Here is a 21,832-nt window from a genome sequence, read left to right as displayed (position 1 = left end):
TTTTTAGTTTCAAGGTTTTTACATGAATCGCTTGTCCCCCCAAGATCCTATCCAATTGACTCGAACCACGATTGAGTCATTATTCACGCCGCCAACCTTAATGCGTGCCCGTGATTATGTGATGAAGGGACGGGTGTTGAGCGCCAAAGCGAACGCCGATTTTCGTCATATTGAAGGTCGTGTCATGGGGACGGAATCCCAGCCCTATCGGCAGGATATTCGCCTTGTCAGCATGAACCATAAGTTGATCATGAATGGCTTCTGTTCATGTCCCGCCACTGGGCATTGCAAACATATTGCTGCCGTACTTTACAGTTTACTGAGTGATAGAACCGTTGAGGATCAACGTATTGCTCAGTGGTTACATCTGCTAGACGAAAGTGATGATCTCACGGTTTCAAATGTCGATTTACTCTACGACGATCGCGTGCTGTACGTGTTATCTAAAGATGATAACGGTGTCTTTCTTGAGCTAAGAAAAGGCAAGTTGGCGAAGAATGGTGGCTATAACAAAGGCTCGAAAATCGCTTTATCCGACGTGCAATATTACATGCCCGCTTGGATTGGCGCTGAAGACGTGCTCATCATCAATCTCATCATGTCAACTCGTCGCCATGGTGCCTCTCGCCTGTATCTTAAAGCTCAGTTAGGTGCCATGGCACTGGAAAAAATGCTCGTCACTGGGCGGTGTTTTTGGGAGGAGAGTCGTTTACCGCTCACCCGAGGTGAAGCGAGCAAGCCTGAATTCATTTGGTTAGATAAGGATGCCGAGCATAAACAAATGCAGTTAAGGCTGCCCAATAAGGACAATTGGGAGCTGATCCCCTGTGAGCCACCGACTTATATCGATTTAGATTATTTTAAAGTGGGCGCATTGGACACTGAGATCAGTGTTGAAAAGCTGTTATTACTCAGTCAGATGCCGCCAGTGCCTAGCTCACAGATTGAACTGGTGAGCCACAAACTGATTAAGCATTTTTCGGCGAAAACGGTACCTACGCCTGCTTTGATTGATTTTGTCGAGCTGCAAGTGCCGCTTCAAGTTAGGTTGACCTTAACATCGCAGGATTTACCTGAGTTTGCTATGGCGCAGCCATTAGTGCTGCTGGAGTTTATCTATCAAGATGTGGTGCTCGGCGGTCAGTATCCCGACGAGCCCTTGTCCTTAGTCACTCATCAAGGCAAAACCTATCAAGTCGTGCGTCAACTCGATGCGGAAATGGATGCGATTAATCGTCTGATGGCATTGGAACTGGTGGAGCTGGCGCCTTCTTTTATCCCTAACAGTGGCAGCTATGTCAGTATTTGGGGGTTAGGTTCACTGCCTGAAACGATTGATGTTTGGTTGCACTTTATTCAACAGGAAATCCCGGCGCTAGAGGCTTTAGGTTACCAAGTGCATTTTGCCGACAATTTCAGCTTAAATGTCATTGAGACTCCGCTGGCGATTGAGCTGGATGATACGCAAGAGGGGTGGTTTTCTCTGTCACTGAATGCTGACATCGATGGTCAAATAGTGCCTATGCTGCCCTTAATTGCCACTTGGCTTAAGCAGTACGGTGAGCCCGCCGATGATGCAGAACTGCTGTTGCCCAGCCCAAATGGTGATTGGTTAAAAGTCAAAGCCAGCGTGATTAAGCCGCTGATCAGCATTATTTTAGAACTGTTCGATAGCCACAAAGGCAATAGCGTGTCTTTGCCTAAATACCGTGCCCACCTATTAAATGATTTTGCCGACAGTGATATTCGTTTGCTTAATGGTGAACGAGTGCGCAGTTTAGCGACTAAGCTCGAAAATTTTAACGGTGTGTTAGAGGTCACAGTCCCAGACAACTTACATGCTGAGTTACGCCAGTATCAACAGCAAGGCTTAAATTGGCTCTGTTTCTTAAAGGAATATCAGCTTGGCGGTATTTTGGCCGATGATATGGGGCTGGGGAAAACCATTCAAACCTTGGCCTTTTTACTCAAGCAGCAAGAACTAAAACCCGCAGGGGCTAACCATGCACCGAGCCTCATTATTTGCCCAACCAGCTTGGTGGGCAATTGGGCGAAAGAAGCCGCGAAATTTGCGCCATTGTTAAAGGTAGTCGTTATTCATGGCGCCTTGCGTAAGCCTTTACTCGAACGCTTAAATGAGTTTGATATTGTGGTGACGACCTATCCGCTGATCGTGCGCGACAGTGACTATTATCAACAGCATGTGTTTGAACATATCGTGCTGGATGAAGCGCAGCAGATAAAAAATGCGCAGGCGAAAGTGACTCAAGTGATTAAAGATCTTAAAGCGCCGTTTAGATTGTGCCTGTCGGGTACGCCGCTTGAAAATCACTTAGGTGAACTTAAGTCCTTGATGGATTTTAGTTTGCCAGGATTACTCGGTACTAATGCTTTTTTTAACAAATCCTTTAGGCACAAAATCGAACGTTATGGCGATATGGAGCAAGCGCAAATCTTGAGTCAACGGATTGCGCCTTTTGTGCTGCGCCGAACCAAAGATGAAGTGGTCGGTGAATTACCCCCTAAAACCGAAATATCCCAGAGCTTAGAGTTAGAAAAAGATCAGCGAAATCTCTACGAGAGTATTCGACTGGTGATGGAGAAAAAACTGCGGGATTTATTTGCCACTCAAGGCGTTGGTAGCAGTCATATCGAGTTTCTCGATGCCTTACTTAAGCTACGCCAAGCCTGCTGTGATCCGCGCTTGGTGAAGTTAGAGCAAGCGCAGAAAGTGAAGAATAATGCTAAGTTAGACTGGCTAAAACAAAACTTGCCCGAGATGGTGCAAGAGGGACGTAAGATATTGATTTTCAGCCAGTTCACTAGCATGCTCAGCTTGATTGAAGCTGAGCTGGTGGACTTGGGGCTCGATTACAGTAAGCTCACAGGACAAACTCGCCTGCGTCAAGCGCAGATAGATAAGTTCCAAGAGGGCGATACGCCTGTGTTCTTAATCAGCTTAAAAGCCGGCGGCACTGGGCTTAATCTCACCGCGGCGGATACTGTGATCCACTATGATCCCTGGTGGAATCCGGCGGCGGAAAAACAGGCTACGGATAGAGCCCATCGTATCGGTCAAGATAAGCCCGTGTTTGTCTATAAGCTGATTGCAGAAGGTACAGTAGAAGAAAAAATCCAAGAAATGCAGCAGCATAAGCAAAGTCTGGCGGACAGTATTCTCGAAGGTAAAGGCAAGGGCACATGGCAAGGAAGTGCCGATGAACTGTTATCGCTTTTTAGCTAAATAGTGGCCAGTTTTTCTAAATTGATTGAATCATTTGACTGAGGTGAACCATGCAGTACCAAGTCGACACTCATACCCATACTGTGGCTTCGAGCCATGCTTATAGCACGATTCATGACTACTTAGCGGTGGCAAAGCAGAAGGGGATTCGCCTATTTGCCACCACAGATCATGGGCCTGCGATGGCCGATGCGCCGCATTTTTGGCACTTTGTGAATTTGAGAGTTTTGCCACGTATGGTTGATGGCGTCGGGATTTTGCGGGGTATCGAAGCCAATATCAAAAATATCGACGGCGAGATTGATTTCTTTGGTGATTATTTAAAGCAGCTCGATATTGTGCTCGCAGGATTTCATGAGCCCGTCTATCCTCCGTCAGATAAAGCGACTCACACAGAGGCCATGATTAATGCGATTAAGAGCGGCAAGGTTGATATCATTACTCATCCAGGTAATCCAGCCTATCCGATTGATATTGAAGCTGTTGCCCGCGCCGCTGCCGAATACGGTGTGGCGCTCGAAATTAACAATTCCTCCTTTGAAGTGTCCCGTAAGGGCAGCGAAGCCAATTGCACTGCGATTGCCAAAGCGGCCAAGGAATTTGGCACGATTTTAGTTATGGGCTCTGATTCCCATGTGGCTTTTAGCTTAGGCGGTTTTGCGCGGGCGCAAGCGATTATCGATGAAGTGGCTTATCCGCCATCACGATTACTCAATCGAAGTCCTTCAGCACTCTTAGCCTTTTTAGCCGCCCGTGGCCATGAAACCGTTGCTGATTTGATCCCCTTATTCAGTGACGATGAGCCATGCTGTTGATTAGTGATGAAAATAGTGGCAACTAAAGTGACGCCATTTCAATGCGGGGTGGCGAGTGCCACAGACGCTAACACTCCTCAAGTGGTGTTAATCACTGGTGCGAAGAGTCAGCTCGCTAAGGCCTTGCTGAGAGTCGCTGCCGATATTGGCGAGCTAGCCCCAAATACCATCGCAAACACAAGTGCAAACACAAACATAAGTGTAAACATAGGCGCACCAATTAAGCTTTATGCGCTGAGTCGCAGTCAGTTAGACATTACCGATGCCGCCAATATTGCCGCCGTGTTTATTCAATATCGACCAAGCTGGGTGATCAATTGTGCGGCCTATAATGCGGTCGACATAGCTGAGCATGATGCAATCGAAGCCAATCGCGTGAATGCACTCGGCCCTGAGTTATTGGCGCAGCAATGTTGGCTGTCGGGCGCGCGCCTACTGCATGTGTCGAGCGATTATGTGTTTGGTGGTCATGCTGTTCGTGATGTTAGAGAAACTGGCGTTGAGCAGTATCAAAATCTAGACTCAGCTCCAAATCATTTACCAAGGCCATTTGTTGAACTTGATGCTCCCGAGCCGTTGTCTGCTTACGGTACGAGTAAGTTGCTCGGCGAGCAGAAGGTATTGGCGGTTCTGGGCGAGGATGCAACGATTGTGCGTACCTCATGGCTCTACGGTCAAGATGGGCATAATTTTGTCCAAACCATACTGAACTTGATGCGCACTCAACCAAGCTTGCAGGTGATAGTCGATCAAATCGGCTGTCCGACGTGGAGTGATGCACTCGCTAAGGTGATTTGGCAATTAGTCATGCAACAGTGCTCGGGCGTATTTCATTACAGCGCCCAAGGCCAATGCAGTTGGTATGAATTTGCCTGTGAAATCCAGCGACAAGCCCTAGCGCTCAATCTGTTAAGTCTGCCAGTAGTTATCCAGCCGATTACCAGCGCTCACTATGCTAAACAAGCATTAAATCGCGGCGTGAGTTTGGCAAAAAGACCGAGTTATAGCGTGTTGAATAGTGCCAAAGTGCAGTCCGCTTTGGCTGTCAATACCGCACTGTTTATGCCTGATAACGTCGTATGGCAAGATTGGCGTCAGCAACTGAATTGCATGTTGCGACGCTATTATGACGACAATTAACGTGACTCACATTTGGGTTTAGGCCGTTTTAATCAGGCGTTAAGCGTTTACGTCATCGCAGTGATTAACGCTTTCGAAAACAATAAGCCCGCCAATAATCAGATTTAAGCGACAAATGTAGACTATCAATATGAAAACATAGGCTGTGAATACGAATGCAGCTGGACTTAAGCCTCTTCTCAGCGCCAATGGCTTGCCTTAGTATCGTAATCACTTTGTGTATTTGTGGTTTTGTGCACCGCGGTTTAAGCCGTGAGTCTTAGTCTATTTTGCTTGATGTATGATGAATTTGTTCTAAATTCCCCTTGGATGACAATGGCATAATGCCAAGATATTTAATGCATTAAGGAAGTTTCAGTGACAGACAAGACGACAATAGCGCAGACATTGACCAAACAAGATCTACAGCAAGTGGTCGCGATTGCCAAAGCGGCGGGCGATGCCATCATGACGGTTTATGGTCAAGATGACTTTTTGGTGAGCCATAAGGGGGACGATAGCCCTGTGACGGCGGCCGATTTAGCCGCGCACCACGTGATAGTGGCGGCATTGGCAAAGCAGTTTGTCGGTATTCCTATTATGTCTGAGGAAGCGGCGGATATCGCGTGGGACGTGCGTCGTCAATGGCAAACCTATTGGTTGATTGATCCTTTAGATGGCACTAAGGAATTTATTAAGCGCAATGGCGAGTTTACCGTCAATATTGCGCTTATCCATCAAGGGGTTGCTATCGCAGGTGTAGTATATGCGCCTGTGCTCGATACGTACTATTACGGCGCTAAACATTTAGGTGCGTGGCGCCAACAAGCGGGTCAAGAGAGCCCCTTATTGGGCGCCAACACGCCACGCGAAATGCCGATGATTGTCGGCAGTCGCTCGCACTTGAGCCCAGGCTTAGCGCAATATTTACAACAGTTTGGTGAGCATGACATCTTAAGCGTGGGTAGCTCGCTTAAGTTTTGTATGTTGGCTGAAGGCAGTGCCGATCTGTATCCCAGACTTGGCCCAACCAGCGAATGGGATACCGCAGCGGCGCAAGCTGTGCTCGAAAGTGCAGGCGGCACAGTTGTCTGTTATGACTCAGGTGAACCATTAACTTATAATCAAAAACCTGACATTTTAAACCCTTACTTTATTGCCACAGCTCCTGGCTGGGTAAAATAACGATTGCCTTGCATCAATCTCACTTGATGAAAGGGCAAGCTAAACACTGGAGTAGTAATTCATGATGCGCATGGGCGTCGATTTAGGCGGAACAAAAATAGAATTAGTCGCACTGAGTGATGAGGGCAATGAGCTATTTCGCAAACGAGTGACGACGCCACGTGACTATCAGGGCACGCTTGCTGCGGTGGTTGATTTAGTTAAGGAAGCGGAAGCAACTCTTGGCGAGAAAGGCACTGTCGGCGTGGGTATTCCAGGTGTGGTATCGCCCTATTCAGGTTTAGTCAAAAATGCTAATTCGACGTGGATCAATGGTCAGCCCCTCGATGTACATTTAGGGGAATTGTTGCAGCGTGAAGTGCGGGTTGCCAATGATGCAAACTGTTTTGCAGTATCAGAGGCGGTCGATGGGGCAGCCGCTGGCGCTTCTGTGGTGTTTGGCGTGATTATTGGTACTGGTTGTGGCGCGGGTGTGGCAATTAACGGCAAAGTTCACGGTGGTGGTAATGGTATCGGCGGTGAATGGGGTCATAATCCTTTACCTTGGATGACCAAGGAAGAGTTCAATACCACCCGATGTTTCTGTGGCAATCCCGATTGTATCGAGACCTTTATCTCAGGAACTGGCTTTGTGCGTGATTATAATGCGGCTTTGACGACGGCGGGTACAGTGCGTGCTCCTGCCAAATCAGGTGCCGATATTATGTTGTTAGTCGATAAAGGTGACGCCATTGCGGTGGCTGCGTTTGATCGTTATATGGATAGGCTCGCTCGTTCACTCGCCCATGTGATCAATATGCTCGATCCCGATGCCATAGTGTTGGGCGGCGGAATGTCGAATGTCGCGGCGATTTACCCAAGATTACCGGCATTGCTGGCCCATTATGTGGTGGGGCGTGAGTGTCATACGCCTGTGGTACAGAATCTATACGGTTGTTCATCGGGAGTGCGCGGTGCCGCTTGGTTGTGGGAAAAGTGATCCATTATTGAAGATATAAACTCAACCAGTGAACTCATTACGCTATGAAATCAACGTCTAGTGATATTAGAGTCTTGTAAACAATAGCCCAGTAAAACGCTGGGCTAGCTTTATGTGCGATGTGTTCCCCCCGTATTTTGATGCTATGATTGCGCTCCTTTGGATTGCTTGGCATGGACATCATGTTTTGGGTTAAGAAAGTTGTTTCACAGGGGATGATGCCGATTCCCTTTATCCTATTGTTATTACTGATTTCTTTTCTAGTATGGCGCCGTCGCAGTATGGCGAAATACTTAGTATCCTGCGCTTTTTTTCTCTTACTGTTTTTAAGCAGTCAACTGAGTGTGAATACCTTAGTGCGGCCATTAGAATCAGCTTACCCGATTAATTCCTCACCCATCACAGGCGCTTGTTTTGTGATGGTATTAGGTTCAGGGCATGCTGATATAGCGGGAGCGACGGCGGTGCAATCCTTATCGGATGTAGCCCTTACAAGGTTAACTGAAGGAATTCGGCAACTTAAGTTGGGTCAAGAGTGTATGTTGATCGTCAGCGGCTGGGGTGGTGAACTCACTCAATTTTCCCATGCTGAAATGATGGCTAAAGCCGCGGTAGAGCTAGGTGTTGATAAAAGCCGAATTATTCAATTTCCACTGGCGCGCGATACGATAGAAGAAGCGCAATACTTAAAGTGGGAGTTAGGGGAGGAGCCCTTTCGCTTAGTCACATCGGCCACTCATATGCCAAGGGCGATGGCTATTTTCGCCACTAAAGGCTTACACCCCGATGCTGCCCCAACGGATTTTATTGGCCGAGATGATTTTTGGTGGCGGTTAACTGCCGATAATTTAGTGGCTTCTCAACGGGCGATTCACGAATACATTGGCCGTTTGTGGTTATGGATAAAGGCCGTAAGTTAAAGGTGTGGTTTGCCAAGTTCAGTCTAAAGATAGTGAGTGTTAACAGGAAGATGAACAATGACAATTGAGTCAGAAATAGTATCTGTGCGTCCTTTATCGAAACGAAATGGGTTAACCTTAACTTGGCTGGGAGGCTTAAGTCTGGTGCTGGGTTTGGGACTGTTTCTGACGTGGCCGGCCTTGTTTGCTGTCGGTTTGATGTTTTTTAGTTTGGGCGCTATTTCACTCATTCTCGGTTTAGCCAAGGTATATGAACCGGAAACGACTCTAGCATTAGATGACAAGGGGCTGACCTATTTTCATCGCCGCGGCAAAGTGTCTATCGATTGGGATAATATTCAGCGGGTCGATATTCCGCGGGTGACTAATGGTTTAGATACTATAGAGTTATCTTATTTAGGCATTAAACTGAAACATTTAAATCCCATTCTCGATAATATTTCCCTGCGTCTAGCAACAGGATTATTAACTGAACAGCGACCTTTGCTGGTGACAGCCGCCTCTCAAGATGCAGACTTAGCGACTTTAGAAACTTATCTCGGCGCTGAGTTTGGCCCTTTAGTGATAGAAGGGGATCGTTATCGTGGCGTATTGGCTATGTTTGGGCATCGCTGCGTGATGTTAGATACGCGTTTAGGGTATCACTTGTATATTCCCCATGACAGTTTAGATAGGGAACCTAAGGACTTTATTAAGTTACTTAGACAACGTATTGCACAATGTAGCCGCTCAGCTGGTTAAATCTACAATCTCAATTGAAGATCATCAGCAATAAAAAAAGGGGACCCTAGGGTCCCCAATGAGTTGCAGAGATTAAAGTTTGGGTTGTGCAGGGGCAACCCAAAGGTACTAGTGTGCTACCTCTGCGTGTACCTTATCTACACCGTAGGTTTTACCTTCAGCATGACAAGTTGCGCAAGATTCTACTGGTAAGTTAGGATCTGTCATTGCGTCAGCTTCAACCACAGCACCGTTACTTCTAAAGTGAGCGACAGCCGCTGCATCAGAGTGAGCGTGACAGCTACGGCATGATTCAGCTACTGGGCTAATGTAGTTGCTACCCACTTTGATTGAACGTTTCTCAGAAGCTAAACCACCGTCAGTCGCAAACAGTTTTGCATCATCTTTGTGACATGCAGAACATGCAGTTTCTGGTGATGGATAACCGACTAATTCACCATTAGCATCGCGGAAGATCCCTGCGATAACATCAAAGTTACCACTGTGGAAACGGTGGGCGACGGTGAATAAGTCTTTGTTATTGAAAGTGACTTCTGGATTAATGACTTTGCTACCGTCTTCACCTTTATAAACCACTGTTTTATGGCCTGATGCACCCGTTGTATCGTTGTGACAGTGCATACATTGGTCAAAGGTGTAAGTTCCGTGTCTGGTGCCCTTGATATAATCTAAGGTGCCGTGACAGTCGTTACATTTTGCTTCTTCTACGGTAATACGGGCAGGATCTGTCATTCGAGCTTTAACTACTGCAGAAGCATCTAAGCTATAGAATTTAACAGGAGCAGTGTTACCAATTGGATTTGTTGGGCCAAATTCAAGTCCTGTGGCATTACAGCTACTCACTTTACCTGCTTTGATACAGACGTTGGCTTCTGAACTGACGTAGATAGTACCTACAGCTTGGGCATCGGGAATATCTTTTACGAAAGTTAATTCACCATTAGATAAGGTTCCATCTTTCAGTGTCAGAGCGATTGCTGTTGGTTTGACATCTCTCCAAGCGTAAACAGTACCATCAGTGGTTACGTTACCCAGTAATAAGCCGTTAGCCACAAACATACCAGTAGGGTTAGTTGTCGCGTTATACACTTTTAAATCGGTTCCGTTAGGGATTGCAGCGCCATTCATGGTCACATTGGCTTTTAATGTCAATGTTTTCATACCAGGTATTGCTGAAGTCACTACAGCAGCACTGGTAAAGTCAACTTTGAATAGGCTTGCATACTCAGCGCGTTTACCGACACTATGTACAGCTTCAGGTGTTAAGCTACCGCTGCCATGGCAAGATTTACATTGAGTATCATCAGCTTGGGCTAAACCAAATTCTGAATGGTTTTCGCCAGTGGTGAAGTTCACATTGATATGGCAACCCACACAAGCTTGCGCATAAATATTGGTGTTATAACTTGGGGCACCATCATGACAAGATTTACATTCTTTCAAATCAGATGGGAAACCAACTTCACCAAAATATTCTTTTGCTTCGCCACTTAAGCTGTCACTGATGTGATGACCTGCGTGGATCCTATGGATCATGGGAGCAAAATCAAATACCCAACCTTCGGCCAGTTGTGCGTCACTTGGAACGAGATCAGGGTTATGGCAAGTTACGCAGTTTTTAACATCTTGGTAGTTATGGTGGGCTTCAATCTTCGCGATATGGCCGTCTACTTCACCGTGACAGTTTTTACATGCCGCACTAGATACTGTGTCTTTACCCGATACACCTAATTCATCTGTTGCAGGGATAAAATCAACGGGTACAGACAAAATCTTGTCAGATAGGACAACACCAGTACTATCGGCGATGTTGTAAGCACGTAAAAAGACTCTGTGTACTGCGTTTGGATTATCATTTGGATTAATGATTGGCGCTGCGCCACCATAAGTCCAAGTTGCTGTGTAAGTGCCTGGCGTCGCTGTATCTTCGGTTAAAGTACAAGCGTTTTTAGTTCCGTTCAGGCCGTTTAGAGTACAAGTTAACGAAGTGCCAGCGGCATTTGCCGTGGCATTATTTTGCCACTCAATCGGCGCGCCAGTACCTGAGGTGTTTTCATTTGCTGTTAAAGAATAAATTGCAATTTTATCCAGTCCTTTGAAAGGGACTACTTTGCCTGCATTTTTACCCGTAACAGTAAATTTAACACTGAAGCCTTCACTGCTGGTCACTTTAATGTCAGCAGGACTTAACGTGAATGCCAGATCTGTAATGGATTGAGCTGTCGTTGCGAAGGAACCCGCAGGGGCTCCGGGTGTACCTGGTGTTCCGGGAGTGCCTGGTGTTCCGGGGGTACCTGGTGTGCCAGGTGCCCCATCTTGACCATCGCTTCCGTCCCCGCAGGCGGTAAGACTTAAGGTACTGACGAGAGCCAGTGCCAGTAGAGATTTATTGTAGTTTTTCATCATCGCGTCCCTTTTTCTATCTATAAGACTGCGTGTGCAGTGCCTCTAATATAGGAGGATTCATCTACTTATAAAGTGGTATTTGCAAATTTGTATCTGATATGTGAACGATGATTTAACACCCGTGAATGGTAATTCTAAACTTTGCATTTTGATATTTTAAATAGTGAAATTAAGCCGCTAGCCTATGATGTGTATCACAATTTCAATCTTTAAACTTAGGTCGAAATGATGAATTCATTTTCGGTTAAGCAAAATGAACGATGTTAAGAGAGCCTAAATCTTAAGTCGTTATGTTAAGGTTTTGAGCATAAAAGCAATGGGATAAGAGAGCGAGGATAGGGGGACGATATGGCATTTTAAAGTGATTAAATTGTGCCTTGGATAAATAGAAGTATAGCCCAGTAAACCCACTTAACCCACTTAACATCCATGACGTAAGCTAGGTTGATGAACTTAGTGTGTAATCTATTTTTGTATTAGTGTGCTGGTTCGAGTGCGGCAAGTAAGGAGCGCACGACGAGATCACACTGGCTTTGGCTGTAACGCCGATGAATTGCAGGTTTCTCAATCAGATAATAATGAGGCGCCATCATAGTTTCGTGGAGTCTATTAAGCTCTATGTCGCTAAGGCGCTCGAGATGTAATCCGGGCATATGTTTAACTGTGTGCATATCAATGCTAGAACAAAAAGCCACACTCTTCATGGTTAATAGATGGGCATACCATTCCTCCCTGTCTATCACTTTCTCTACGGTAGGCAATAAGATACCTTGGCGTTGGCAAAATAATTCTAAGGGATCTATTTTACTGTTAAAACCCTTGAGTTCTTGAAATAGAAACGGATGGCGACAAATTTGCTCTAAGGTAATATTTGTCTCAACGTCCCAAAGCGGATGTTGCTTGGCTGCAACGATATAAATGCCATTGATTGAGCCAAGTTTGGTGTAACTTAATTCTTTATTTTCAGCACTTTCAAACGTAATCCCAAAATCAAGCGCACCTGCGTGGATCAACTCAGCGCTATTTTCCTGCCATTTATGTAAGCGTATTTGTCCTAGCTTTTGGGCAAGTTCAGGAGTGCTTAACTGAGGCGCTAAAAAGCTTAGCAGACCATTACAAGCAGCGATATGCAGCGGTAAGTCGGTATTGATGGCCGCATTTTGTATCTGGATTGCAGATTGTTCGAGGTGATAAACCGATTCAGTAAACTGGCAAATAGCAACATAGAGACTTTCTGCTAAGGGCGTCGGTTTAAGCCCCTGTTGACGACGATAAAATAGTTCATCGTTAAAGGTTAGGCGTAATGCATTGAGGCAGCGGCTTATTTTGGGGGCAGAAACATCTAGCGCTTTGGCCGCGCTATTTGCGTGCCCAGTGTCGAAAATACTTTTAAATACAAGCAAGGTAAAAACATCGAGTTCACAGATCTGTTTTAGTAATAAGTTGCTCATTTTGTATTTTGCCCTGTATGAGTCTTAAATGTTTTTGCGGCGCTATTAGGGGAGTTCTGTGTCCTTGCGATTACCCGAACCACCGCGATCAAATATCATGGATACTAACTGCCAAGATTAACATTCAGCATGCGGATTAACTGTGATCCCTCTCGGCAAAATAACAATTATTTAACCATTGTAAGGGGGAGAGTTGGGGAGAGTTAGATGAGTAGGCGCTATGTTTAACATCAGGCGGAAAGGAATGATTGAGCTAAAAGAGTGAGTCAAAGTCTGCTCACCTAAGGCGGCGAGCAAACGATAGTGATGCATTTAGGATTAGCGAGATTCTATGACGTCGTTTTGCTCGGACGGTAAGTTGAGTGGATCTGCTGTTGGTGTATGGCCTATTGTATGGGAATAAATGGTTGGTGCATCTTCTTTAATCCGCATCCCGATAAATTGGCCACCCTCAAGGATTTGCATTGAGGTACTTGCCACTTCGCCGTCGACAACACCATTACGTTGGATCACTAAACGCTCACAAATGAGTCTGCCTTTGAAGTGCCCATCGACGATAAATTCATGGCACTTTACTTCACCTTGAATTATACCGCCTTGTTCTATGGTGATATTGGCCTCAGAAAGCAGCTGACCTTGGATATCACCGCCAACAAGCACGTCGCCTGTTAATTCGATATTTCCCGTGAGTTTAGTGCCTCGAGCAATAAAGCTAAAAGAGGTACTTTTTTTAGGCGGGAAAAACAGTTTTTTTACAAACATCATCATAAATTAACTTAATTCGAGAAGGGATTCACTGAGTTCAACAGAGGCGCGATACTAGCTTAAAATCCAGGAGAAGCACAGCTCTGCATGTGTTAATACAATTACAGTGTTTCTATCAAGTTGGTCGTTTTATCTCAATGGCTTTGCTAGGGCAAGGAGCTAAGCAGGCACCGCATCCAGTACAAAGGTCAAGGTCTATTTTGGGGCTCGGAGCCTGACCAATACTGAGCACAAAGCTGATGGCTCTTGGTTCGCAGGCATCCTTACAACTTTGGCACCAGATCCCTTGAAAGGTTAAGCAGCTTTCTTGAATATGGGCTTGGTATTGCCAAGGTGCTTGAGTCAAATCGAAAATATTTTCAGGGCAAGCCTTAGCACACAGAGTACAAAATGTGCACTCATTGTCCTTAAAGGAGACTTCAGGAAATCCGCCATCACCTTTGATGATAATGTGAGTTTCACAAACCTCAAGACAGGCGGAACAACGGGTACACACATCGGTGAATTCGATATCATCACGCACCCAAGGCGGCCTTATCGCATTATCTTTACGCCGGCTAAAGAGGCTGCGACGGCTGTGATTAATACTTTGAGTCATGTTGCTCCTCGGGTGGTTAATGATGTAAAGCGATGGTATTTAGAGGGATAAAGAAAAATGGCTTGGGAGATTTCCACAAGCCATTCAAGTTATTAGCAGTTATAACCATTCGGATTGGTTGATTGCCAATGCCAGCTACTGTTGGCCATATCTTCTAGGGTATGAGTCGCTTGCCAGCCAAGATCTTCCCTTGCGTGGGTTGGATCGGCGTAGCAGGCGGCAATATCCCCTGGGCGACGTGGCGCAATTTGGTAGGCAATAGTGTTACCACAGGCTTTTTCAAAGGCCTTAACCATGTCTAATACACTATATCCTTGGCCTGTGCCTAAGTTATAGGTCACTAGACCAGGTTTAGTGGCCAATTTTGCGAGCGCTTTTAAATGGCCATTGGCTAAATCCACGACATGGATATAGTCACGCACGCCGGTACCGTCGTGAGTCGGATAATCATTACCAAACACGCTTAAGGCGGTGCGTTTACCCACGGCAACCTGCGCAATAAAGGGCATCAAGTTGTTAGGGATATCATTAGGATCTTCGCCGATTAGGCCACTGGCATGGGCGCCAACCGGATTAAAATAGCGCAAACGTGCGATATTCCAGCTCGGATCGGCATTGTGTACATCTGCCAGTATATGTTCAACCATCAACTTAGACTGACCATAAGGGTTTGTTGCCCCTGTAGGGAAGTCTTCGGTTATCGGTAAACTTGCGGGATCGCCATACACGGTTGCCGATGAGCTGAATACGAGATTTTTTACCTTAAATTCTGCCATGACTTGGCAAAGGATAAGCGTACCCGTAACGTTATTCTCATAATACTTAAGGGGTTTTACGACGGATTCTCCCACCGCTTTTAATCCTGCAAAGTGGATAACTGAATCAATAGCATGATCGTTAAACACTTTCTGCAATAACGCTTTATTGAGAATATCGCCTTGATAGAAAGTAACCGATTTACCAGTGATCCGCTCGACTCGGTTTAAGGCTTCTATGCTTGAATTAGACAAGTTGTCCAATACAATCACATCATTACCAGCATTGAGCAGTTCTACTACTGTGTGGGTGCCAATATAGCCAGCACCACCGGTCACTAAAATCGTCATTACTTAATTCCTTTTACAACGGTTTTTAAATAGTGCGCAAAATCTTCACCGATTTCGCTGTGGCGCAGGGCATATTCAACGTTAGCACGCATATAACCTTGCTTGTTACCACAGTCATGGCTCTTACCTTCCATGTAGTAAGCATTTACGGTTTCTTGCTTCATTAACATCGCAATCGCATCCGTTAATTGAATTTCATCGCCTGCGCCCGCAGGGGTTTTAGCCAGTAGCGGCCAAATGCTGGCTGGTAACACATAACGGCCTACAACGGCTAAGTTAGATGGCGCTTCATCCACGGCTGGCTTCTCAACCAGTTCGACTAATGGCTCAGATTCACCCGGTTGTAAATCATGACCATTCACATCGGCAATACCGTATTGGTTGACGACGTTATGTGGCACGCCTTCCACCATGATTTGACCGACTTGGGTTTCATCAAACAGGGCAACCATAGCGGCTAAGTTATCGCTACGAAGGTCACAGCTGGCTTCATCTATGATCACATCCGGTAGCAATACGGCAAATGGTGCATCGCCGACGACAGATTTAGCACACAAAATCGCATGACCTAAGCCTTTAGCTTGAGATTGGCGCACGCTGATGATAGTGACGTCTTTAGGACAAATAGATTGTACGGCTTCAAGTAACTGACGTTTAACGCGGCGTTCTAATTGGGCTTCTAGTTCGAAACTGGTATCGAAATGGTTTTCGATAGAGTTTTTACTGGCGTGGGTCACGAGTACAATTTCTTTGATCCCAGCTGCGATAGCTTCACTGACTACATATTGAATCAATGGCTTATCGACAACAGGTAACATTTCCTTTGGAATTGCTTTGGTCGCTGGAAGCATACGAGTGCCTAGGCCTGCGACAGGAATAACGGCTTTACGAATTTGATGTTGTTTCATTGCGAACCTTTTAGGTCAAGGAGATGCGGTTAATGGCCAATATTGTAAATGACCTGCACAGAAAAGCTATTTAGAAACGCTGAAAACTTAGGATATTTAAGTATTTTTACAGCGAAGTCGACGTAAGTTTTAGCAAAGGTAGCACAGAGCATCTAAATCCAGCATGGGTGATGTGCACTTGTATGGCGTTTTTAATACCCTTGTAATATTTGCTTTACGTTTACGTCACAGTAGTGGTGCAAGAATAAAGTGTGAGGGAGTTAACAAATTTAAAGGCTTAGATCACTATGGTTCCATGAGCGCTAGCCACTAAGTGAAGACTATGACGAAAGGAACAGAGTACATCGCTCACAGAGCTGATGACACAGGGTTTATCAACTACCCGCAAGAAGAACATGAGATTTGGAGCCAGCTTTATGCCCGTCAAACGATAAACCTGCCTGGCCGTGCCTGTAAGGAGTATTTGCAAGGGCTAGATGCCTTGGCTATGCCAAAGAATCGTATTCCGCAACTTACTGAAATTGATACTGTATTGCAAGCGACCACCGGCTGGAAAACGGCAGCCGTACCTGCGCTTATTTCCTTCGGCCGTTTCTTTGAACTACTGGCCAATAAAGAGTTTCCTGTGGCGACATTCATTCGCCGTAAGGAAGAGTTTGATTACCTGCAAGAGCCTGATATTTTTCATGAAATCTTTGGTCATTGCCCTTTGCTCACCAACCCTTCATTTGCTAATTTTTCACATATGTATGGCCAATTAGGTTTAAATGCCAGCAAAGAAGAAAGGGTGTTTTTAGCGCGTTTATACTGGTTTACGGTTGAGTTTGGCTTGCTACAGCCTAAAGATGGCCCCTTGTGTATCTATGGTGGCGGTATTTTAAGCTCACCTGGTGAAACTTTATATGCAATGGGAAGTGACGTGCCAGAACGTCAGCCTTTTGATTTATTGAATGTGCTGCGAACCCCATATCGCATCGACATTATGCAGCCGATTTATTATGTGATTGAACACATTGATATACTTGATGAAATTGCCAAAATGGACATCATGAGTTATGTCACTAAGGCACGTCAGTTAGGTTTATTTGCTCCTAAATATCCTCCCAAAGCCAAGGCGAGCTAGTCTCGATTCGATGGATGGTTTTTGATGTGTCATTTGAGTCGCCATCTAATTTAGTCATGTGATTTAAGTAATTAATAAGTAATGAGTAAAGTGCAACTAAATATCCCTATTAATGTTGCCAACAGGAGTATGTATGACTGCGTTATCGAATATGAAATGTGAAGCGTGCCAAGCCGATGCACCAAAAGTGACCGATGAAGAATTGGCAGAACTTATTCGTATGATCCCTGACTGGGGCGTGCAAGTGCGTGACGGCGTAATGCAGCTTGAGCGCGTCTACAAGTTTAAAAACTTTAAACTGGCGATGGCATTCACGAATAAGCTGGCGGATTTAGCGGAAGAAGAATTCCACCATCCAGGCATTTTCACTGAATGGGGCAAAGTGACTGTCTCTTGGTGGTCGCACTCCATTAAGGGGCTACATAAGAATGACTTCATCATGGCCGCCAAGACAGACCAGTTACTAGGTTAATTATTTAATCAATTTAATCAGCATCTTAATGTGTTTTATGATGCTGATTTTTTCTTCCTGTTACAATTCAACTGTAAACTAGGCTTGCCACTTTCAGTTTAACCTTCTAACGTATACGGGCTCTGCTATTTCCCCTCATCGCTGACGTTTTCGTCAAAGGTAACGATTTGCCTAGCAAGCGTTATTTTTGTTGTAAAGCCTAAGGCGAAAAATAGCTCTGCACGGTTTATCCCCAAAATTCAAATCAAAAAAGGGAATATCAGTCATTATGCGCTTGGAAGTCAGCTGTCAGGATCGTGTTGGTTTAGCCAAAGATATCTTAGTCGTGTTAGAGCGTTATGGTATTAATTTAATTGCCATTGATGCCAGTAACCAAGGATTCCTGTACTTACAATTTGCCGAAATCAGTTTTGAAACCTTGAGTGCCTTGATGCCGCAGATCCGCAAAGTGGAAAGCGTGCACGATGTGCGTACGGTGTCATTTATGCCCTCAGAGCAAGAACATTACGCCCTTAAAACCCTGCTCAAAACCTTACCGGACTCCGTTTTTTCTATCGATGCCAAGGCTCGTATCCGTATCGTTAATGAGTCCGCCTTGCTCAATATCGGCATGGGTGAGCACGAAGTGCTTGAAGAGTCGCTTAATCATTGGGTGCAAGGTTTTAACTTCAGCCGTTGGTTGAGTGAAGCACAAGTATTGCCACAAGCGGCGCGAGTACAAATCGGTCCAAACGAATATTTAGCGGAAATGCTGCCGATTTACCTACCCGATGAGGATGAAAAGACCATCTTGGTTGGTGCTGTGGTGTCGCTGAAATCCCCTGCGCGCGTTGGAAAACAGTTTAACGCGCTGCAGAACCAAACCACTGGCTTTGAAAATGTATTAGCCAGCAGTGACAAGATGAAGGAAGTGCTTAAGCAAGCGCGGCGTATGGCCCAGCTCGATGCACCTTTGTTGATCACGGGTGAAACGGGTACTGGCAAAGAATTAATGGCCAGAGCTAGCCATGATGCGGGGATGCGCCGTGAAAAACCTTTTATCGCCATCAACTGCGCCGCTCTACCCGACAGCGCTGCCGAAGAGGAATTATTCGGTTACGTCAGTCAGGGCAAAGTCGTCAAACGAGGCTTTTTTGAAGAAGCTAAGGGGGGCACAGTATTTCTCGATGAAGTGGCGGAAATGTCTAGGGCGGCTCAAGTTAAGCTGCTACGGCTATTGCAAGATGGCACTTTTAGACGCATAGGGGGCGATGAAGAAGTGCGTGCTGATGTACGAATTATTTGCTCGACCCAGAAAAATTTAGCTGAACTATGCCAAACCGGCGAGTTTAGGGAAGATTTGTACTATCGCATCCATGTGCTGAGTTATCACATCCCGTCCTTACGCGAGCGTAAAGTCGATATTATTCCACTGACGGAAATGTTCCTCGAACATTACAGTCAACAGTTGTCTAGCCCTGTTCGGCGGATTTCGGCCCAGTGCCGCGATCATTTGCTCACCTACGCTTGGCCAGGTAACGTACGCCAATTAAAGAACGCGGTCTTTAGAGCCGTGTCTATGTGGGATGGCTCGGCCGAGTTGACGGTAGAACAGCTGAAATTGCCGTCATACGCCGAAGGTTTTGGTTACTTTGATAATGAGTTTGAAGGCAATCTCGACGATGCAATGAAGCAGTTTGAAGCGAGTTTGTTGCGTCGATTATATCCGGCCTACCCGAGCACTCGCCAGTTGGCGAAAAAGCTAGGTGTATCACACACAGCTATTGCTAATAAACTGCGTGAATACAAGATAGCCAAGCGCCGTTAGTCAGAGTCTCGATGGGTTGACACAGTCAATGTAACAGTATCGTTCCACTTAGTTGCCGACTTTTCAGGCATATTGCTTACCGAGATATTGATAAGCGGTAACTAGGTTATAAGCGTAATGATTAGTTTACAAAATGTGAAATAATTGACCTAAATGTGATTTTGGTCACGCTATAGGAATCTTGAGCTGCATCGGGTATTTCTACGCGCAACAAATACGTTAAAGCAAGTAACAGAGCATGCCTCGTTGGCGCGGACTGCGTAACGTGTATGCCCTTAATGAGTCAAAAAGTCCGATTTAAATCGCCGAATATAAGCTGGGTGACGTCACGCGTTTTCCAGCACAATAAAATTGTACACCTAGCCGAAGAGCACTGGAGCCAATATGAAACTTGCAAGTTATAACAATGGTCGTCGTGATGGTCAGTTGATGTTAGTCAGCCGCGATCTCACTAAAACGGTTGCCGTTCCTGCCATTGCCCACACTATGCAGCAATTACTCGATGGTTGGGATTTACTGAGACCGCAATTGCAAGAATTGTACGATGCGTTAAATGAAGGCATGTTAGATAACGCGCAAGCGTTCGACGAAGCTAAGTGTTTGTCGCCATTACCGCGTGCTTACCAATGGGCCGATGGTAGCGCTTATGTGAATCACGTTGAGTTAGTCCGTAAAGCCCGTGGCGCAGAAATGCCAGAAACCTTTTGGACAGATCCGTTGTTTTATCAAGGTGGCTCAGACAGCTTTATTGCCCCTAAAGCGGATATCCCATTGGCGAGTGAAGACTGGGGTATCGATTTCGAATCTGAAATTGCGGTTATTACCGATGATGTGCCTATGGGCGTGAGCAGCGACAATGCGGCTGAGCATATTAAATTGTTGATGTTAGTGAACGATGTGTCACTGCGTAACTTAATCCCAGGTGAGTTGGCGAAAGGCTTTGGTTTTTTCCAATCTAAGCCATCGAGCAGTTTTTCACCTGTGGCAGTGACGCCGGATGAACTGGGCGCTCGTTGGGAAGATTCTAAAGTGCATTTACCGCTGATCACCCATTTAAACGGTGAATTATTCGGTCGTCCAAATGCGGGCGTCGATATGACCTTTAATTTCAGTCAGTTAGTTTCGCATGTTGCAAAAACCCGTCCATTGGGCGCAGGCGCGATTATTGGCTCTGGTACTATTTCTAACTATGACCGTAGCGCAGGTTCGAGCTGTTTAGCGGAAAAACGTATGTTAGAAGTGATTGCCGAAGGCAAAGCCACTACGCCATTTATGCGTTTTGGTGACACAGTGCGTATCGAAATGCTCGATGATAATGATGTAACCATTTTTGGTTCTATCGATCAAAAAGTGGTTGAATACAAAGCCTAAGGCTTTCCCTTAAAGGGCGACACCGACTCAAACTAACGGGGCTTAATTGCCCCGTTTTTATACTGACTTTTATAAGGACATGAAAATATGAAACTTTACGGTTATTGGCGTTCCAGTGCAGCCTATCGGGTTCGTATTGCCCTTAATCTCAAGGGGATTTCAGCCGAACAGTTTTCAGTGCATCTCGTACGTGATGGCGGCGAGCAACATAAAGCGGCCTACATTGCGCTTAATCCTTTAGAGTTAGTGCCAACCTTAGTGGTGGATGATGAGCTGGATGTGGATGCCTTGTCGCAATCTTTAGCGATTATCGAATATCTTGATGAGATACATCCACAGTCGCCATTATTGCCTGCATCGGCTCTTGAACGTGCCCACGTGCGCGCTATGGCACTTACGGTCGCCTGTGAGATCCATCCATTAAACAACTTGCGGGTATTGCAATATTTAACGCAAACCTTAGGTGCTGATGACACCGCCAAAAATACTTGGTATCACCATTGGGTCGCAAGTGGTTTTACGGCCTTAGAAACCTTGTTAACACGGCATTACGGTCGTTATTGCTTTGGGAATGCCGTGACATTAGCCGACTTATGTTTAGTACCGCAGGTGTATAACGCCCAGCGTTTTAATGTGGATTTAACGCCTTATCCCAATATCATGCGCGTGTGGGCCGAGTGTAATCAGCTTGAAGCCTTTGCCAATGCTGCGCCAGAGCGCCAAGCGGATGCGGTGTAACGAATTGCGCGGATACGGTTTTTACGAATAGAAAGAATGGATGATGAGGCTTGCTTTGAGAGTCTAATCTCAGCGATGGAGTTT

18 protein-coding genes are annotated in these 21,832 nt (G+C 45.7%); 12 read left to right on the top strand and 6 right to left on the bottom strand.

The genetic code is table 11. The annotated features are described in order from the left end of the window. The first annotated feature begins 22 nt into the window (after positions 1-22). The 7 genes from RA178_RS15045 to RA178_RS15015 all read left to right on the top strand — a co-directional run bounded on the left by RA178_RS15045 (position 23) and on the right by RA178_RS15015 (position 9,003). Positions 23-3,244: a DEAD/DEAH box helicase gene (locus RA178_RS15045; protein ID WP_306682562.1), complete on the top strand. Its 3,222-nt coding sequence runs from the start codon at positions 23-25 to the stop codon at positions 3,242-3,244. A gap of 50 nt (positions 3,245-3,294) precedes the next feature. After that, positions 3,295-4,059 carry a phosphatase gene (locus tag RA178_RS15040; RefSeq protein WP_028760589.1) on the top strand — a complete coding sequence of 255 codons (765 nt, stop codon included), beginning with the start codon at positions 3,295-3,297 and terminating at the stop codon, positions 4,057-4,059. A gap of 6 nt (positions 4,060-4,065) precedes the next feature. Then, positions 4,066-5,199: a dTDP-4-dehydrorhamnose reductase gene (gene rfbD / locus RA178_RS15035; protein WP_306682560.1), complete on the top strand. Its 1,134-nt coding sequence runs from the start codon at positions 4,066-4,068 to the stop codon at positions 5,197-5,199. A 357-nt stretch (positions 5,200-5,556) separates the two neighbouring features. Further along, positions 5,557-6,363: a 3'(2'),5'-bisphosphate nucleotidase CysQ gene (cysQ, locus tag RA178_RS15030; RefSeq protein WP_306682559.1), complete on the top strand. Its 807-nt coding sequence runs from the start codon at positions 5,557-5,559 to the stop codon at positions 6,361-6,363. A 61-nt stretch (positions 6,364-6,424) separates the two neighbouring features. Beyond that, positions 6,425-7,342 (top strand): fructokinase, encoded by a 918-nt coding sequence (gene mak, locus RA178_RS15025; protein ID WP_306682557.1) that lies wholly within the window; start codon positions 6,425-6,427, stop codon positions 7,340-7,342. 218 nt (positions 7,343-7,560) lie between these two features. Beyond that, the gene (locus tag RA178_RS15020) at positions 7,561-8,262 is read left to right on the top strand and encodes a YdcF family protein (RefSeq protein WP_306685416.1); all 702 of its coding nucleotides are present in this window, start codon (positions 7,561-7,563) and stop codon (positions 8,260-8,262) included. A gap of 57 nt (positions 8,263-8,319) precedes the next feature. Continuing rightward, positions 8,320-9,003 carry a DUF2982 domain-containing protein gene (locus RA178_RS15015; RefSeq protein WP_131523788.1) on the top strand — a complete coding sequence of 228 codons (684 nt, stop codon included), beginning with the start codon at positions 8,320-8,322 and terminating at the stop codon, positions 9,001-9,003. 108 nt (positions 9,004-9,111) lie between these two features. Here the strand turns inward: RA178_RS15015 and RA178_RS15010 are convergent, their stop codons facing one another. The 6 genes from RA178_RS15010 to galU form a co-directional block, all read right to left on the bottom strand. Beyond that, positions 9,112-11,409 (bottom strand): OmcA/MtrC family decaheme c-type cytochrome, encoded by a 2,298-nt coding sequence (locus RA178_RS15010; RefSeq protein WP_306682555.1) that lies wholly within the window; start codon positions 11,407-11,409, stop codon positions 9,112-9,114. A 476-nt stretch (positions 11,410-11,885) separates the two neighbouring features. Further along, positions 11,886-12,860: a LysR family transcriptional regulator gene (locus RA178_RS15005; protein ID WP_306682553.1), complete on the bottom strand. Its 975-nt coding sequence runs from the start codon at positions 12,858-12,860 to the stop codon at positions 11,886-11,888. 318 nt (positions 12,861-13,178) lie between these two features. Beyond that, positions 13,179-13,628, bottom strand: a complete 450-nt coding sequence (locus RA178_RS15000; RefSeq protein WP_306682551.1) for a bactofilin family protein — start codon at positions 13,626-13,628, stop codon at positions 13,179-13,181. A 112-nt stretch (positions 13,629-13,740) separates the two neighbouring features. Further along, a complete protein-coding gene (napF, locus tag RA178_RS14995) occupies positions 13,741-14,223 on the bottom strand; it encodes a ferredoxin-type protein NapF (protein ID WP_306682550.1) in 483 nt (160 codons plus the stop codon). A 92-nt stretch (positions 14,224-14,315) separates the two neighbouring features. After that, on the bottom strand, positions 14,316-15,329 hold the full coding sequence (galE, locus tag RA178_RS14990) for a UDP-glucose 4-epimerase GalE (protein ID WP_306682548.1): 1,014 nt from the start codon (positions 15,327-15,329) through the stop codon (positions 14,316-14,318). Continuing rightward, positions 15,329-16,237, bottom strand: a complete 909-nt coding sequence (galU, locus tag RA178_RS14985; RefSeq protein ID WP_306682547.1) for a UTP--glucose-1-phosphate uridylyltransferase GalU — start codon at positions 16,235-16,237, stop codon at positions 15,329-15,331. Before galU ends, galE begins: the two co-directional genes overlap by 1 nt. Positions 16,238-16,559: 322 nt before the next feature. On the opposite strand from galU, the gene phhA reads away from it, so the two are divergent. From phhA to maiA, 5 genes are all read left to right on the top strand, one after another. Continuing rightward, positions 16,560-17,360: a phenylalanine 4-monooxygenase gene (phhA, locus tag RA178_RS14980; RefSeq protein ID WP_306682545.1), complete on the top strand. Its 801-nt coding sequence runs from the start codon at positions 16,560-16,562 to the stop codon at positions 17,358-17,360. A gap of 133 nt (positions 17,361-17,493) precedes the next feature. Beyond that, the gene (locus RA178_RS14975; protein ID WP_263196492.1) at positions 17,494-17,832 is read left to right on the top strand and encodes a 4a-hydroxytetrahydrobiopterin dehydratase; all 339 of its coding nucleotides are present in this window, start codon (positions 17,494-17,496) and stop codon (positions 17,830-17,832) included. Between the two features lie 268 nt (positions 17,833-18,100). Next, entirely contained in the window at positions 18,101-19,639 is a 1,539-nt protein-coding gene (tyrR, locus tag RA178_RS14970; protein WP_113938940.1) for a transcriptional regulator TyrR, read from the top strand. Between the two features lie 384 nt (positions 19,640-20,023). After that, positions 20,024-21,010, top strand: coding sequence for a fumarylacetoacetate hydrolase family protein (locus tag RA178_RS14965; RefSeq protein ID WP_306682542.1), 987 nt, complete (start codon positions 20,024-20,026; stop codon positions 21,008-21,010). Positions 21,011-21,097: 87 nt separating this feature from the next. Next, positions 21,098-21,748: a maleylacetoacetate isomerase gene (gene maiA / locus RA178_RS14960; protein ID WP_306682540.1), complete on the top strand. Its 651-nt coding sequence runs from the start codon at positions 21,098-21,100 to the stop codon at positions 21,746-21,748. The last annotated feature ends 84 nt before the right edge of the window (positions 21,749-21,832 follow it).

The sequence above is a fragment of the Shewanella oncorhynchi genome (assembly GCF_030848765.1).
In the GTDB taxonomy this organism is placed as follows: Bacteria; Pseudomonadota; Gammaproteobacteria; order Enterobacterales; family Shewanellaceae; genus Shewanella; species Shewanella oncorhynchi.
This window is presented reverse-complemented; position numbering and strand designations above follow the sequence as displayed.